Genomic DNA, 14,851 nt, shown 5'->3' with positions numbered 1-14,851 from the left:
TCACCAGTAGACAGACAGCGCCATGGCGCCGAACAAGCAGACGAACAGGCTCAGGCGCAGCAACGCCGGGTGCCAGAAGAAGCGGTAGCCATCATGGCTGGCAATGAACCGGTCCAGGCCCCAGGCCAGGCCCAGGGCAAACAGGAACATCAAGGTCATGGTGGGCATGTACACGCCATGGAAGGCGATCTCACGGGGCATGGTGCAGTCCTTTCGCCGGTGCCAGTGGCGACTGTGGGTCCAGCAGGGAAGTACGGATGAAGTGCAGGTAGCTTTGCACGCGGCGCAGCACCGAGGTGTCGAAGTGCCGGGCGAATGGCTCGTCGGTGGCCTGCACGCGGGCGATGGCGTGGTCCACTGCCACCAGTGCGCGCTCGTGGTTGCTGGCGCTGGGCTGCAGGAACAGCCGGGTCAGCGCACGGCCCATGACACGGATTGCCTGGCGCCAGGGCTGCGACTCGGCATAGGCCGGGTGCACCGGGGCGCGGGCTTGCTCCTTGCGCAGCTCGATGACGGCGTGGCCGATCTCCAGCACGGTGAACATCCAGCCCATCAGCTGGCTTTGCACCTGCGGCTTGCCGGCCGCCAGGCCATAGGCCTGGTGCAGCAGGTCGCGGGTGCGGCTTTCGAAGGCCGAGCCCAGACCGCGCAGGCGGCCGCTGATCGCGAACAGCACCTGCTCGCGCAACGCCTGCTCCAGGCGGCTCCACAGCCAGCGGCTGTTGGGCGGCAGGATGATCGCCCCGGCGGCGGCACAGACGAACATGCCGATCACCATGCCGATGTAGTCGTTGATGAAGGTGTACGGGTCATAAACGGTGAGGTTGTTCGGCACCGAACCAATCGCGAAGAACACCAGCAGGCCGATGCCATAACCGGCGTAGGCAGGGCGCGACGAAAGAAACGCGCCCAGCACGAACACGGGCGCCAGCACCATGCACAGCAGCGGGAAACCGTCGATCCAGGGGAACACGAAGAAGGTTTCGAAGAAGCCGACAAAAGCGCCGATGGCCGTGCCGCAAGCCATCTGGAACGACATGCGCTTGGGGTTGGGTGACGCTGCCGAAAGGCATACAGTGACCGTGGCGATCAGGGTCATCATGGCACCACTGGGCCAATCGCTGAGCAGCCAGTAACTGCCCAGCAGCAACAGCACTGCCGAGGCGCGCACACCGGCGGCCAGCGATACCAGCCAGCTGGTCTGCGCCACGTAGGGCTCGTCCCACTGCTCGCGCTCGTGCTTGTGGGCGGCCAGCGAGGCATGGGTTTCGGCGTAGCTCAACATCTCGTCGACGAAGCGGTACAGCAGCTCGAACGCGGTATGAAAATCGAGCAGGTCGGACTCGCTGGGGTCCGTTGCCAGGTACTCAGCCCGCAGCCCCCGCACCTGGGCCTGCAGGCCTTCCTTGTAGGCGGCCAGCTCCAGGGTCAGGCGCAGCGCATCGGCGTCAGTCAACGCCCGGTCCACATAGGGCTGCAGCAACTCCACAAGGGTGTTCAGGCCTGGTTCGATGGCACTGACGATCTGCAGCGGGCCACGGGCACGCAGGCGCTCCAGCAAGCGGTGCAAGGCATTGAAGCGGGTGGTGATGGCCATGAACTCGCTGTTCATGCGCACCAGCCGGCCACTGCGACGGCGCATGTGCGGGTCTTCGAAAGCGGTGACGTTGCGCAGGCTCTCGAGGCCCACTGCCTCTGCCACGAAGCGCACGTTGCTGCTCTCGAAGCGGTCCTTTTGACTGTCGCCACGCAGGGCCTCGACCACCACCCCGGCAAACACGCCAAAGCGCTGGTACAGGGCGTTGCGCATTGCGGCACTGGCCGACTGCGGCAGGATCGCGGCACTGACGAAGGTCGACACCAGAATACCCAGGGCGATTTCCAGCGCCCGCCATACCGCTGCCATGAACGCCTGGTCGGGGTGTTGCAGCACCGGCAGGCCGATCATCGCTGCGGTGTAGCCGGCCAGCACGAAACCATAGGCGCGGAAGGTGCGGTAGCGCATGGCACCGGCCGAGCACAGGCCCACCCACAGGGCCAGGCTGGGCAGAAACAGTTCGGTGTTCTGCGGAAAGATGGCAATCAGCGCCACCATCATCGCCGAGCCGGCCAGGGTGCCGAGCACCCGATAGAAGCTTTTCGCGAACACATGCCCGCTTTGCGGCTGCATGACGATGAAAACAGTGATCATCGCTGTACGCGGTTGCGGCAGCTCCAGGCGCATGGCCAACCACAAGGTGATGAACGCAGCGGCCAGCACCTTGAAGATGTACACCCAGGTCACGCCGTCGGTGCGCGCCCAGGCAAAGAAGCCCCGGCGCCATTCCAGGCTTTGCAGCCAGCGCACGGGCAAACTGGAAGTGCTCATTCGGCGTTATCCGGCTTCTTGTCGAAAATGGCCAGGGTGGCCGGGGTCTTAGGTGCTGCCTGGCGTTCCTCTTTCGGCACATCCTGACCAGCCTGCAGGCCACCACCCAGGGCGGTGACCAGCTCGGCATGGGCAATCAGGCGGGCGGCCTGCACCTGCTGCTGCACCTGCTGCTGGCGGAACAGCAAGGTCTGCGCGTTGAGTACGTTCAGGTAGTCGGTAAGGCCGCGCTGGAACGCGACCATGGCGATGTCGTAGGTTTTCTGCGCGGCAGCAACCGATTCGGCGGCGAAGTGCGACTGTTCTTTCATCGACTCGCGGCGGATCAACTGGTCGGAGATGTTTTTCAGCGCACCGACCACAGTCTGGTTGTAGCGCGCCACGGCCACGTCATAGCCGGCGGAGGCCACGCCCAGCTGCGAGCGCAAACGGCCACCGTCGAAGATCGGCAGGCTGATGGCCGGGCCGACGTTGTAGTTGAACTTGCGCCCGGTCAGGAATTCCAGCGGGCCACCGCCGGTGGCCATGAAGCCCAGGCTGCCGACCAGATCGACGTTGGGGAAGAAGCCGGCGTGGGCGACGTCGATACCCCGCGCCTGCGCGGCCACCTGCCAGCGGCTGGCAACTACGTCGGGGCGCTGACCAACCAATTCGGCCGGCAGGTTCGACGGCAGCTTCAGCGGTGCAGCCAGGGCCAGGGTCGGGCGCTGCAACTGGGCGCCTTCGCCCGGGCCCTTGCCTGCCAGTGCCGCCAGCTGGTTGCGGGTCAGGGCAATCTCTTCGTTCAGGCTGTCGAGCTGGCGGTGGGTTTCCGGCAGCGGCGCTTCGGCCTGGCTGACTTCGAAGTGGGTGCCGATGCCGGCATCCAGCCTGCGCTTGGCCAGGGCCAGGATCTGTTCTTGCTGCTCCAGCTCGGCCTTGACGATATCGCGCTGGGCAAAATGCAGGCTCAACTGGATGTAGGCACGCACCACATTGTTCTGCAGTTCCAGCTGCGCCTGGCGGGCTTCGGCCACGCTCATGTGCGCCTGGTCCACGGCCTGCTCGCTGGCATTGCGTTCACGGTCCCACAAGTCGAGGGCGTAGCTGAAGCCGATGGCAGCGTTGTTGTCCCAGGTGTTGGCACCGGACAGCGCGCCAGGGCCATAGAACTGGTCTTCCGGCCAGTTGTGGCGCTTGAGCGTGGCCTGGCCGTTGGCCTGGAGCTTTTCCGCCGACTCGACCACACCGGCCATGGCCTTGGCTTCGCGCACCCGCGCCGCAGCCATGGCCAGGCTCGGGCTACCGGCCACGGCCAGGGCAATCCAGCGGTCCAGCTGCGGGTCGCCATAGGCGTGCCACCACTGCTGGTCAGGCCAGTGGGCGTCGGTCGCGGCTTCGCGAATGGCCGCGTCGGTGGTCAAGGTATTGGCTTGCAGCGTCTTGCTTTGCGGGGCAATGCCCCAGGTTCCGATACAGCCGCTCAAGGTGAGGGCAAGGGCACTGGCACTGAACGCCTTGAGCGTTCTGATGATGCGACGCGGCACAGCTGCGATTTCCCGAGGAAGAGGTGAAGGGGGCCGGGCAATTCTAGGGGGCGGCAGCACTGGCGATAAGCACAGATTCCTGCGAATCTTTGTTACCAAAACAGCGATAATCCGCCTTTGGTCGAAGGCAACTTTTTCTCTTTTCCAAGTTACTTCGTGACACAATTTTGTCCTCTACCTCGAGAGTGACCCATGGACACCCTGCAAAACATGCGTGCTTTCAGTTGCGTAGCCCAACTCGGCAGCTTCACTGCCGCTGCGGCGCAACTGGATACGACCACCGCGAACGTGTCGCGGGCGGTCTCCAACCTGGAAGCCCATCTGCAAACAAGGCTGCTCAACCGTACCACCCGCCGCATTGCGCTGACCGAAGCCGGCAAGCGCTACCTGATGCGTTGCGAACAGATTCTTACCTACGTCGAAGAAGCCGAGGCCGAAGCCAGCGACGCCCATGCGCGCCCGGCCGGGCAGTTGAAGGTGCATTCGATGACCGGGGTCGGCCAGCACTTCGTGGTCGATGCCATCGCCCGCTACCGCGAAACGCACCCGGACGTGACCTTCGATTTGACCATGGCCAACCGCGTGCCCGACCTGCTCGACGAGGGTTATGACGTCTCCATCGTGCTGGCCACCGAACTGCCCGACTCGGGGTTCGTTTCGCAGCGCCTGGGCATCACCTACAGCATTGTCTGTGCCTCGCCCGCCTACATCGCCCAGCATGGCGTGGCGCACAAGCCTGCCGACCTGCTCAAGCACGCCTGCCTGCGCATGGTCAGCCCGGTGATACCGCTGGAGAAATGGCTGTTCGATGGCCCGGAAGGCCAAGAGATGGTCAACATCACCAGTTCGCCGTTCATGGTGAACACCGCCGATGCCATGAAGACTGCGATTCGCAGTGGCATGGGCGTAGGCGTGCTGCCGATCTATTCGGCTATCGAGGGCCTGCGGGACGGTAGCCTGGTACGGGTGCTGCCCGAATATCGCCTGCAGGAGCTGAACCTGTATGCCATCTATCCATCGCGGCAGTATCTGGATGCCAAGATCAAGACCTGGGTCGAGTACCTGCGCAACTCGCTGCCAGAGATTCTTGCCGCGCATGAGGCAGACCTGAAAACCCATCAGGTGCTGATCGCCAACTAAAAAGCTGCTGCATTGCGGGGGCGGACAATGGTAGGTTGCTAACCATTGATTTCGCCTGTTCCGGCCCCTTCGCGGACAAGCCCGCTCCTACAAGGCACCGCGCCCCCCCGTAGGAGCGGGCTTGCCCACGAAGGGACCAGCACAGCCCCACCCCGCCTTGCAGAGAAGTTGCCCGATGAAAAAGACCGTCCTGGCCTTCAGCCGTATCACCCCGGCCATGGCCGAACGCCTGCAGCAAGACTTCAACGTGATCCTGCCCAACCCCAAGCTCGGCGACATCAGCGCCCAGTTCAACGAAGCCCTGCCCGAAGCCCATGGCCTGATCGGCGTTGGCCGCAAGCTCGGCCGGGCGCAGCTTGAAGGTGCGGCCAGGCTAGAAGTGGTGTCCAGCGTGTCGGTCGGCTATGACAACTACGACCTCGACTACTTCAACGAGCGCGGCATCGCCCTGACCAACACCCCCGACGTGCTGACCGAAAGCACCGCCGACCTGGGCTTCTCACTGATCATGGGCTGCGCCCGGCGCACCGCCGAGCTGGATGCCTGGACCAAGGCCGGCAACTGGCAGGCCACCGTGGGCCCGGCCCACTTCGGCAGCGATGTGCATGGCAAGACCCTGGGCATCGTCGGCATGGGCAACATTGGTGCAGCTGTGGCACGCCGTGGCCGCTTCGGCTTCAACATGCCGATCCTGTACAGCGGCAACAGCCGCAAGACCGCGCTGGAGCAGGAGCTGGGCGCGCAGTTCCGCAGCCTGGATCAGTTGCTGGCCGAAGCCGACTTCGTGGTCATCGTGGTGCCGTTGTCCGATGCCACCCGCAAGTTGATCAGCAGCCGCGAGCTGAAGCTGATGAAGCCGAGTGCGTTCCTGATCAACATTGCCCGTGGGCCGGTGGTGGATGAGGCGGCGCTGATCGAGGCACTGCAGGCGGGCACCATTCGCGGCGCAGGCCTGGATGTGTACGAGAAGGAACCGCTGAGCGACTCGCCGCTGTTCAAGCTGCCCAATGCGCTGACCTTGCCGCACATTGGCTCGGCTACTGCCGAAACCCGTGAGGCCATGGCCAACCGGGCGATCGACAACCTGCGTGCGGCGCTGCTGGGCGAGCGGCCGCGGGACCTGGTGAACCCGCAGGTGTGGAAGGGCTGACCGTTTTGGAGTGCCTGTGCTGGCCCCTTCGCGGGTAAATCCGCTCCTACCATTTGGAGTGCCTGTGCTGGCCTCTTCGCGGGTAAACCCGCCCCTACAATTTGGAGTGCCTGTGGTGGCCTCTTCGCGGGGAAACCCGCTCCTACGATTTGGAGTGCCTGTGGTGGCCTCTTCGCGGGGAAACCCGCCCCTACGATTTGGAATGCCTGTGCTGGCCTCTTCGCGGGTAAACCCGCTCCTACAACGGGTGTGCACTGCCCTGTAGGAGCGGGTTTACCCGCGAAAGGGCCGGCCCAGGCAACCCATCACCTATTTGGCGACCACAACACCCTCAGCCCCCCTGGCCCGGGGCTTGCGAAACACCAGCACATTCCCCGCCATTACCGCCACCAAGCCGAGCAAGGCCGGCGCCGTCCACTGATAACCCTCGGCCACCGCCGACACATTCAACGCCACCAGCGGGAACAGCACCGTGCAGTAAGCTGCCCGCTCCGGCCCCATGCGCCCGACCAAGGTCAGGTAGGCAGTAAACGCAATCACCGACCCCGGCACCACCAGGTACAGCAACGATCCGATATAGCGCGCATTCCACTCCATGCTGAACGGCACGCCACTGACCACACAGAACACCGCCAGCATCACCGCCCCATAGACCATGCCCCAGGCATTGGTCGTCATCGGCTTGAGCCCGGCCTTCTGCTGCATGCTCGACAGCATGTTGCCGGCCGAGAAGCACAGCGTGCCCAACAGGGCCAAGCCAAGGCCGTACAGGGTTTCGCGGCTGGCTGCGTGATGCGACAGCTCCGGCCAGAACAGCAGGCCCAGGCCAAGCAGGCCCAAGGCACCACCGCCAAGCACATTGCTGGCGATTTTCTGGCCAAAGAAAATGCGGGCGTTAAGCGCGTTCCACAGTGTGGCAGTGGAGAACACCACCGCGATCAGGCCGCTGGCGATCCACTGGCTGGCGCTGAGGAAGCAGATAAAGTTGACACAGAACAGGCACAGGCCCTGGGCCAGGCAGATCTGGTGGCCACGGCGGTTCATGGGTTGCAGCCGGCGGGTAATCAACAGGAAAGCAAACAGGATCAGGCCGGCCAGGGCGAAGCGGTAGACGATCGAAACCGGGATCGCGACCACGCCTAGCTGGAGTTTCAGGGCGATCCAGGTGGTGCCCCAGATCAGGACGGTGAGCAGGTAGAGTGACAGGTTCATGGTGGCGGTTCCTTGGGCCTTTGGAAATCGGTGCCCGGCGCTTCGCGGGTAAACCCGCTCCAACAGGGATCACCAGTGTTCTTTCGATCGGCCTCTGGCTGCTTGCACGAACTTGCGCTTTTCTTGCGCCGGTGGATGTCACTCGATCCTGGGCGCAGTAGGATGGCAGGCAAGAGGACCCGCCAATGACGCCACTCACCCAGTTGCAAGTGTTCAACGCCATGCATGCCTCGCCCAACGCCAGGCTGGAGCTGAGCGCGCACCTGGGCGACGGACTGGCGGCGGCCTTGTGGAGCAACCGTGACGATGCGCGCGACTACCAGGCGCCTAGCCATCACACCCTGTCGTGCTACATCGCCGACGGCACCGGCACCTTCCGCCGCCAGCGCCCGGCCGACAAAGGTGCGCCCGACAAGCTGTGCGTGATGCCGGCCGGGCAGGAATCGAACTGGGTCGTCAATGGCGCGATCCGCCTGGCACACCTGTATGTCAGCGAGGCACAGTTCGCCCTAGGCTGTGTACGCCTGCTCGACCGGGAACCGCGCGAGCTGCAACTGCAGGAAGCGACCTTTCTGGACGACCCGCAGCAGGCTGCCCGCTTTCGTCAATTGATCCAGCTGGACTGGGACGAGCCCGGCGAGCGCCTGCTGGCCAGCAGCCTGGCGCACGAGATCGTTGACCATGCGCTGCTCAGCCAGGTCGGGTTGCGCCAAGGCCTGCGCCTCAAAGGCGGGCTGGCGCCAAACCTGCGCCGACAGCTGGTCGACTACATCGAGGCACACCTGGACCAGCCCATCACCCTGGACGAGCTGGCGCTGCGCTGCAATCTGTCCGAATACCACTTTGCGCGCATGTTCCGCGCCAGTTTCGGGCTCCCGCCGCACCAGTATCTGCTGGCCCGGCGGCTGCACCGGGCATGCCAGCTGTTGCGGCTGGGCGTGTTACCGCTGGGGGAGATTGCCTTGTTGTGCGGGTTTGCCAGTGCCAGCCATTTCAGCAACCGGTTTCGCCAAGCTCTGGGGGCCACACCTGGCGAATACCGCAAGGCCTTTTTCACCTGAAAAAGCGCCCGCTCTGCGGCCCCCTTTACCTAGAACTCGAAGGTGCTCGACAAACTGACCTGCCGCGCATCGCCAATCGCCACAAAGTACTGGTTCACCGCCGAGCTGTAATACACCTTGTCGAACAGGTTCTTCACGTTCAGTTGCAGGCGCACGTTGTGTTCGTCGAGTTTGGTTTCATAAGTGGCAAACGCATCGGCAACGGTATAGCTCGGCAGGTCGAAGGTGTTGGTCGCGTTACCCGAACGCTCGCCCACATAACGGGCGCCGGCACCGAAGCGCAGCCGGTCCCCCCCGAACAGGCTGCCAAAGTCATACACCGCCGACAGCGAGCCGCTGTGCCGGGCCACGTTCTGCAGGCGATTGCCCTCAAGATCAGGGTCCTTGGTGACCTTGGCATCGGTCAGAGCATAGCTGCCGATCAGGCTCCAGCGCTCGCTGAGCTGGCCGGTTACGTCGAGTTCCACACCGCGTGAACTGACCTCACCCGCATTGCTGTAGACCGTCTCGCTTGTGACGGCGTCAAAGTTCGAGACCAGTACATTGCGCTTGGTGATATCGAACAATGCCAGGGTGCCTGTGATGCGGCCTGGCATGTCGAGCTTGGCGCCCAGCTCCCACGCCTTGCCCTCCTCAGGCGCCACCGAGGAGTCGAGCACGACATTGCCGGTCAGCGGCGCGATGGTCGAGTTGGGCTTGAACGACTCGCTGTAGCTGCCATAGAACGAGAGCTGGTCGTCGACTTTGTAAACGATACCGGCGTGGGGTACCCAGGCCTGGCCACTGATGTCGGTATTGGCCTTGAACGGGCGACCGCGGCCAGCGTACTGGTCGTACTGCTGGAAACGCGCACCTGCAACAAGGATCCAGTGCTCATCGAGGTGCAGCGCGTCCTGCACGAACAGCGCATCGGTGCGCAGCTTGTCGGTCTGATCGCTGTCGCTGGCTCGTACGTTGGTGCCCTCCACTTCCTGTCCGTAGACCGGGTCCAGATAACTGAACGTGGACTGTGGTGTCTGGCGAATCAGGTCACCGCGAAAGATCTTGCGGTCTTCATGGTCGATGCCGAACAGCAGGTCATGCTGCATCCCCGCCAGCTCGACATTGCCATTGAGGCTCAGGGTCACGAACTGGTCACGGCTCATGGCGTTGTGGGTGCCGTCGATGCTGCGTGTCAGCGTGCCTTGGGTTTCGTTGACGCCGGTCACGCGAACCTGGCTGGCATCGTAGGTCTCACGATTGAAGCTGTAGCCGAAGTGCAGCTTCCAGTCATCGGCCAGCTGATGGTCGACTTCCAGACGATACAGGTCGGAGCGCCCTTCCATGTCGTTGAACGGCTCGTCCAGGCGGCGCGTGGCAGGGATGTTCAGCGGGTGGCCGTTGTTGCCGAAAGCGGTGCCACGGTCGAACGGATAGAGAAATTCACGGTGCTCGTAGGCCAGCACCACCTGGGTGTCTTCGCCCAGCCAGGCCAGCGACGGCGCCACCAGCGATTCGCGGTGCACGCCGTAGTTGCGCCAGTAGTCTTCGTCTTCGTGGTCGACGATCAGGCGGTAGGCGAAGTTGCTGTCACCCAGTGTGCCCGTGCTGTCGAACCCGCCACCGCTGCCGTTCTTGCCGCTGCCGTAGGTCGAGCCGCGCACGGTCAGGGCGTTGTACTGCTGCAACTGCGGACGCTTGCTGACCACGTTGATGACCCCACCCGGGTCCTGGATACCGTACAGCAGCGAGGCAGGGCCCTTGAGCACTTCGACCCGCTCGGTGCTGGCGTTGAGGTTGCGGCCCTGCACCACGGGCATGCCATCGCGCATGATCGAACCGTCGCGGTTGTCGCCGAAGCCACGTTTCATCACCGTGTCGGATGTGCCGCCGAAGTTGTTGCCCTGGGTAATGCCGCTGACGTTGGCCAGGGCATCATCGAGGTTGCGCGGGGCCTGGTCGCGGATGACCTGGGCCGGTACCACGTTGATTGCCTGGGGGATGTCCTGGTTCGGGCCCTGCCCGCGCATGATCGAAGCGCTGGCCGGGGGCTGGTAGCTGTAGTCGTCCAGTTGCGAGGTCACGGTGGTGGCCTGCAGGCTGAGGGCCCCGGAGGTGTCTGCAGGTTCGAGGGTCAGAGTACGTGCGTCGACGCGGCGCCAGGCCAGCCCAGCGTTGCCCAGCAGTTGTTGCAGCGCCTGCTCGGCGCTGAACCGACCATTCAGCGCCGGCGCTTGCACGCCCGGCAGCTCGAGGGTGTAGACCACGCTCTGGCCAGTGGTGCGGCTGAAGGCGTTCAGGGCCTGGGCCAAGGGTTGGGCCGGCTGGGCGAAGGCATAGGCCTGCAACTGCTCGGCCGCGGTTGCCAGGGGGGCGACAGCGAAGGCCGGGAGCGCAGCAAGGCCGAACCAGAGAGGGACGCAACGCGGGGAGAACTTCATGGACGCTGACCTGTGAGAGGGTGATTACTGCGAATGAATCGCACTTTCACTCATTACACGGATGCCACGTGCTGTTACCTCACCTGTGCCTGGAAATATTTTTTGCTGTGCCGGCCTCTTCGCGGGTGAACCCGCTCCTACAGGGGGGCGCGCAACGGTGTAGGTGCGGGTTTACCCGCGAAGAGGCCGGCACAGGCAACTACCGAACCAGGGTCAAACGCCCCAATACGGTCTGCCTTGAAAAACCCATCACCTTGCCCAGCGAATCCAGCGCCAGCAGCGGCTCGGCCACCGGGAAGCTGCCGCTGACCTTGCGCTGCCCCAGGTCACTATCGAGCAACAGGATACGCCCCGGGTAATAACGCCCAAGGTCATCGATCACCTGCGCCAGCGGCACCTGGTAATAGTTCAGCCACCCCTGGCGCCAGGCCAGACGGTTGTCACTGTCCACCGCCAGGGTGTCGCCTACCCTGCCTGCGCGGTAGGTCACCTGCTGGTTGGCAGTCAGTTCTCGCGCCACAGTGCCCTGCGCGGGGCTGACGCCCACACGCCCACTGCGCACCGTCACCTGGGCACCCTCGCCTTGCTCACGCACCTCGAACTGGGTGCCGAGCACCCGCACTTCGCCGCCGGCAGCTTCCACCAGGAACGGCTCACCGGTATGGGTAACCTCGAAGAACGCCGCGCCATGCAGCAACCGCACACGGCGCTCACCCTGGGCGAAATCGACCGCAATGGCGCTACCTGCATCAAGCGTCACCTGCGACTGGTCGGCCAAGGTCACCTGGCGAATCTGCCCGGCACTGCGGTAGTCCGCCTGCAGGTCCTGCAACCAGTACCCCGGGTGCCAACCACCCGCGACGCCCACGGCCAGCACCAGGCAGGCTGCCATCGCCAGCCCTGCCGCCCGCCGCCAGCCGCCACGCGCCGGTGGTCTGGCCATGGCATCGAGGTAGCGCTGCAGGGCGTCCTGTTCTTCGTCCGCCAGCCGCGCCGCCGGGGCGGCGCTTTTCTGCCAAAGTACCTGGGCCTGGTCGTAGGCTGCGCGGTGTGCGGGGTCGGCCAGCAACCAGCGCTTGAATGCCGCGCCTTCGGCTTGCCCGGGTTGCTCGTTGATCCGGTTGAACCATTGCAGGGCAGCCTGAAACTGCGCTTCGGTGATCGGCGGTAAACGGCTCATCGACGGGCGCTCCCTGGCCGGCGTGGGGTGGACGCGGGCTCGGCAACACTCGCCTTGCACGCTTCGAGGGCGCGCATCATATGCTTTTCCACGGCGCTCTGTGACAGCTGCATGACTTTGGCGATTTCGCTGTACTTGCAGCCGTGAATGCGGTTGAGCAGGAAGATCTGCCGGGTGCGCTCGGGCAAGGCACGCAAGGTGGCCTCGATACGCTGCAAGTCGTGGTCAACCTCCACGGCCTGCTCAGGGGCCTGGGCCAGGCTCGCCTCGCTCACCGGCACAGCGGCTTCGGCCACGCGTTCGCGGCTACTTTCGCTGCGCAGGTGGTCTATGGCCAGGTTGCCCGCGCAACGCAGCAGGTAAGTGTCCAGCGCCTCGACCTTGACCTCGGGGCGACGCCAGAAACGCAGGAACAACTCCTGGACCAGGTCCGAAGCGGTGGCGCGGCAGCCGACCCGACGGTTTACCAACGCCTCCATACGCGCACGCTGGGCCTGGAACACCTGGACGAAACGTGCACGTGCGCCTGCGCTGTCAGCGTGAGGCTCGATGATATCCCCTGGCTCGCTCACGGGGGTCACACGGCAAACACGGCGAGCATCGGGCCCAGCACCACGCTGGCGGCGGCCAGGCCCAGCAGCAGACGAGGCTGGTACGGCAGGCCGAACACCCACAGTGTTACCCCGGCCATCAGCACCGCGGTCCACTCCACCAGGCCGAGGGCCCAGCCACGCTGGTGCACGCTGAGCACCAGCGACAGTATCAGCAGCAGCCAACCTGCAAAACGCAACAGGTGCAAGTGGCGCGGGCGCGGCTTGCGCCCGAGCAAGTCGCTGAAATGCTTTTCCATCGCCAGGCACAGGGCAACGAAGCCTGCAAAGGCGATCAGTGCGTTACCCAGCATCAGCTCGCCCCCACCGTTTCAATGCTCGGCTTTTTTGTCGCACGCGCGGCGCGCTTGGCTACGGGCGTGGAGCTGGCCAGCATCTTGCGAGCCAGCCAGGCCAGAAACAGGCCGGTCCCCAGGGCTGTCAGATCGAAGCCGGCCATGGCCCAGTCGCCCTCCAGTACCGAATGGTTCAAGCCCCGGTCAGTCGTCAGGCCATTGAGCAACGGCAGCAGGGCGAAGGCCAGCGCCCCCAGCGCCAGTTGCTCGCCCCAGGCCTTGCGCCCGCTACGCAGCACGGCGTGCACCAGCGACAGGCCCCAGGCGATGAAGAAAGCATTCACCTCCCAGTCGGCCCGGCCTTCGACAGCCATGGGCACAAGGCGGTTGGCCCAGAAGAAGCTCGCCACCGCCAGCAACAAGCCGCTCATGCTGGCCATATTGAGCACTTCGACCAGGCGCAGCTCACCTGGCACAGCTCCGCTCTTGGCGTGCTTGAGCTGGCGCTTGCCCAACCACATCACCAACCCGGTACCAATCACCGCAGTACCGGCCACGCCAAAGAAGAAGTACAGCCAGCGCAGCCAAGGCCCGGCAAAGTTACCCATGTGCAGGCCGGCGAAACTGAAGGCGGTCATCATTACCCCGCTCTCTGGCTTGCCCTGGCTCAACAGCGCACCACTGGCCCCATCGAATGTCCAGTTGGCGCTACGCCGATAAGCCACGTGGTCGGCTGCCGATTGGGTGAAGGTGACGCGGGCATTGCTGTCGCCCGGGTTCTGCACCTGGATGTTGCCGACACGCGCCCCCGGCTGCAGCTCCTGCACCTTGGCGTACAGGCTCGGCAGCGCTACCAGCGGTGTGGCCACCTGGGCCGCCTTGGGCGCATCGTTGCGGCCAAACAGGTCGTTGAAGTACTTGTCGGTGTCATTGCCGTAGCTGGCCATGATGCCTGCCGGCATCACCATGTACATGAACAGCACCAGGCTGCTGTAGCTGATCATCAGGTGAAACGGCAGCACCAGCACGCCGATGGCGTTGTGCCCGTCCAGCCAGGAACGCTGCCCCTTGCCAGGGCGAAAGGTGAAGAACTCTTTGAAGATCTTCTTGTGGGTAATGATGCCGGTGACCAACCCCAGCAGCATGATGAAAGCGCAGAACGTCGAGAGCCAACGGCCAACCGGATAAGGCATCTGAAGCTGGAAGTGAAAGCGGTAGAAGAACTCACCACCGCGGCTGTCACGTGCTTCCACCGGCTGGCCGGTCTGGGTATCGAGGGTTTTCCTGACGAAGCCACGCGGGCCGCCACTGGGGTCGCGGTACCCCACACTCAAGGCGGCCTCCCGTTCGTTCGGCATGCGAATGAACCAGGTACTCGAATGCCCTGCATTGTCCTGCAGGTAACGTTGAGCCACAGCCAGGCTATTGATCGGGTCCAGGGCATGGCTGCGCACTTCAGGTTGCGACCAATGAGTGATTTCTTCCTTGAAGTACGACAGCGTGCCGGTAAGGAAGATGGCGAACAACAGCCAGCCGAAGATCAGGCCGGTCCAGGTGTGCAGCCAGGCCATGGCCTGGCGGAAGCCTTCTTTCATGGGTTTTTCATCCAGTAGGCAACGCCGCTGATCACGCCCAGCAGCAGGCTTGGCGCCAATACGCCCAACCAGGCACGCCAGGCGCTGCGGCAGGCGAAACACCAGATGAACGCCAGCAGGTAGAAGATGAACGACAGCAGCAGGCCGGTGAGCGTGGCATCGACCTTGGGCAACGGCGCCACCAAGGCAATACAGACACTGGCCATCGACGCCAGCAAGTAGCCGCCCAGCAGCGCGGCCAGGCTGCGTGAGGCAACGCCCAGCCGGTAACTGAGCGGGAGGCCGGCGGTTTTGCGCGTCATGGCGAAGGTCC

13 protein-coding genes are annotated in these 14,851 nt (G+C 64.2%); 3 read left to right on the top strand and 10 right to left on the bottom strand.

All coding sequences use genetic code 11. The annotated features are described in order from the left end of the window. Genes C4Q27_RS16335 through C4Q27_RS16325 form a run of 3 tightly spaced genes read right to left on the bottom strand, consistent with a single transcriptional unit; the run spans position 1 to position 3,894 of the window. Positions 1-201, bottom strand: a complete 201-nt coding sequence (locus C4Q27_RS16335; RefSeq protein WP_003251718.1) for a DUF1656 domain-containing protein — start codon at positions 199-201, stop codon at positions 1-3. Further along, positions 191-2,368, bottom strand: a complete 2,178-nt coding sequence (locus C4Q27_RS16330; protein WP_104887070.1) for an FUSC family protein — start codon at positions 2,366-2,368, stop codon at positions 191-193. The genes C4Q27_RS16335 and C4Q27_RS16330 overlap by 11 nt, the downstream gene beginning before the upstream one ends. Further along, on the bottom strand, positions 2,365-3,894 hold the full coding sequence (locus C4Q27_RS16325) for an efflux transporter outer membrane subunit (RefSeq protein WP_104887069.1): 1,530 nt from the start codon (positions 3,892-3,894) through the stop codon (positions 2,365-2,367). Before C4Q27_RS16325 ends, C4Q27_RS16330 begins: the two co-directional genes overlap by 4 nt. Before the next feature lie 192 nt (positions 3,895-4,086). Here C4Q27_RS16325 and C4Q27_RS16320 point away from each other — a divergent pair, with 192 nt between their 5' ends. Beyond that, the gene (locus C4Q27_RS16320) at positions 4,087-5,034 is read left to right on the top strand and encodes a LysR family transcriptional regulator (RefSeq protein WP_003251712.1); all 948 of its coding nucleotides are present in this window, start codon (positions 4,087-4,089) and stop codon (positions 5,032-5,034) included. 175 nt (positions 5,035-5,209) lie between these two features. Then, the gene (locus C4Q27_RS16315) at positions 5,210-6,184 is read left to right on the top strand and encodes a D-glycerate dehydrogenase (protein ID WP_020193821.1); all 975 of its coding nucleotides are present in this window, start codon (positions 5,210-5,212) and stop codon (positions 6,182-6,184) included. Between the two features lie 309 nt (positions 6,185-6,493). Here C4Q27_RS16315 and C4Q27_RS16310 read toward each other — a convergent pair whose 3' ends face one another. Further along, positions 6,494-7,396, bottom strand: a complete 903-nt coding sequence (locus tag C4Q27_RS16310) for a DMT family transporter (RefSeq protein ID WP_104887068.1) — start codon at positions 7,394-7,396, stop codon at positions 6,494-6,496. A gap of 185 nt (positions 7,397-7,581) precedes the next feature. Here C4Q27_RS16310 and C4Q27_RS16305 point away from each other — a divergent pair, with 185 nt between their 5' ends. Then, entirely contained in the window at positions 7,582-8,457 is an 876-nt protein-coding gene (locus tag C4Q27_RS16305) for a helix-turn-helix domain-containing protein (RefSeq protein ID WP_104887067.1), read from the top strand. A gap of 29 nt (positions 8,458-8,486) precedes the next feature. On the opposite strand, the gene C4Q27_RS16300 is transcribed toward C4Q27_RS16305, so the two are convergent. The 6 genes from C4Q27_RS16300 to C4Q27_RS16275 all read right to left on the bottom strand — a co-directional run bounded on the left by C4Q27_RS16300 (position 8,487) and on the right by C4Q27_RS16275 (position 14,840). Further along, positions 8,487-10,877: a TonB-dependent siderophore receptor gene (locus C4Q27_RS16300; protein ID WP_104887066.1), complete on the bottom strand. Its 2,391-nt coding sequence runs from the start codon at positions 10,875-10,877 to the stop codon at positions 8,487-8,489. A 199-nt stretch (positions 10,878-11,076) separates the two neighbouring features. After that, a complete protein-coding gene (locus tag C4Q27_RS16295) occupies positions 11,077-12,057 on the bottom strand; it encodes a FecR domain-containing protein (RefSeq protein ID WP_104887065.1) in 981 nt (326 codons plus the stop codon). Next, positions 12,054-12,629 (bottom strand): RNA polymerase sigma factor, encoded by a 576-nt coding sequence (locus C4Q27_RS16290; protein ID WP_104887864.1) that lies wholly within the window; start codon positions 12,627-12,629, stop codon positions 12,054-12,056. Before C4Q27_RS16290 ends, C4Q27_RS16295 begins: the two co-directional genes overlap by 4 nt. Before the next feature lie 5 nt (positions 12,630-12,634). Next, positions 12,635-12,961, bottom strand: a complete 327-nt coding sequence (locus C4Q27_RS16285) for a DUF3325 domain-containing protein (RefSeq protein WP_104887064.1) — start codon at positions 12,959-12,961, stop codon at positions 12,635-12,637. Next, a complete protein-coding gene (locus C4Q27_RS16280) occupies positions 12,961-14,538 on the bottom strand; it encodes a PepSY domain-containing protein (RefSeq protein WP_064491617.1) in 1,578 nt (525 codons plus the stop codon). The genes C4Q27_RS16285 and C4Q27_RS16280 overlap by 1 nt, the downstream gene beginning before the upstream one ends. Continuing rightward, the gene (locus C4Q27_RS16275; protein ID WP_064491618.1) at positions 14,535-14,840 is read right to left on the bottom strand and encodes a DUF3649 domain-containing protein; all 306 of its coding nucleotides are present in this window, start codon (positions 14,838-14,840) and stop codon (positions 14,535-14,537) included. The genes C4Q27_RS16280 and C4Q27_RS16275 overlap by 4 nt, the downstream gene beginning before the upstream one ends. Positions 14,841-14,851 lie beyond the last annotated feature (11 nt).

The sequence above is a fragment of the Pseudomonas sp. SWI36 genome, assembly GCF_002948105.1.
Classification (GTDB): Bacteria; Pseudomonadota; Gammaproteobacteria; order Pseudomonadales; family Pseudomonadaceae; genus Aquipseudomonas; species Aquipseudomonas alloputida.
This window is presented reverse-complemented; position numbering and strand designations above follow the sequence as displayed.

Bases quoted from the DNA above. Each gene is read 5' to 3' on its own strand.
- C4Q27_RS16335 (WP_003251718.1), bottom strand. From the start codon at position 201: ATGCCCCGTGAGATCGCCTTCCATGGCGTGTACATGCCCACCATGACC.
- C4Q27_RS16330 (WP_104887070.1), bottom strand. From the start codon at position 2,368: ATGAGCACTTCCAGTTTGCCCGTGCGCTGGCTGCAAAGCCTGGAATGG.
- C4Q27_RS16320 (WP_003251712.1), top strand. From the start codon at position 4,087: ATGGACACCCTGCAAAACATGCGTGCTTTCAGTTGCGTAGCCCAACTC.
- C4Q27_RS16315 (WP_020193821.1), top strand. From the start codon at position 5,210: ATGAAAAAGACCGTCCTGGCCTTCAGCCGTATCACCCCGGCCATGGCC.
- C4Q27_RS16310 (WP_104887068.1), bottom strand. From the start codon at position 7,396: ATGAACCTGTCACTCTACCTGCTCACCGTCCTGATCTGGGGCACCACC.
- C4Q27_RS16305 (WP_104887067.1), top strand. From the start codon at position 7,582: ATGACGCCACTCACCCAGTTGCAAGTGTTCAACGCCATGCATGCCTCG.
- C4Q27_RS16300 (WP_104887066.1), bottom strand. From the start codon at position 10,877: ATGAAGTTCTCCCCGCGTTGCGTCCCTCTCTGGTTCGGCCTTGCTGCG.
- C4Q27_RS16295 (WP_104887065.1), bottom strand. From the start codon at position 12,057: ATGAGCCGTTTACCGCCGATCACCGAAGCGCAGTTTCAGGCTGCCCTG.
- C4Q27_RS16285 (WP_104887064.1), bottom strand. From the start codon at position 12,961: ATGCTGGGTAACGCACTGATCGCCTTTGCAGGCTTCGTTGCCCTGTGC.
- C4Q27_RS16280 (WP_064491617.1), bottom strand. From the start codon at position 14,538: ATGAAAGAAGGCTTCCGCCAGGCCATGGCCTGGCTGCACACCTGGACC.
- C4Q27_RS16275 (WP_064491618.1), bottom strand. From the start codon at position 14,840: ATGACGCGCAAAACCGCCGGCCTCCCGCTCAGTTACCGGCTGGGCGTT.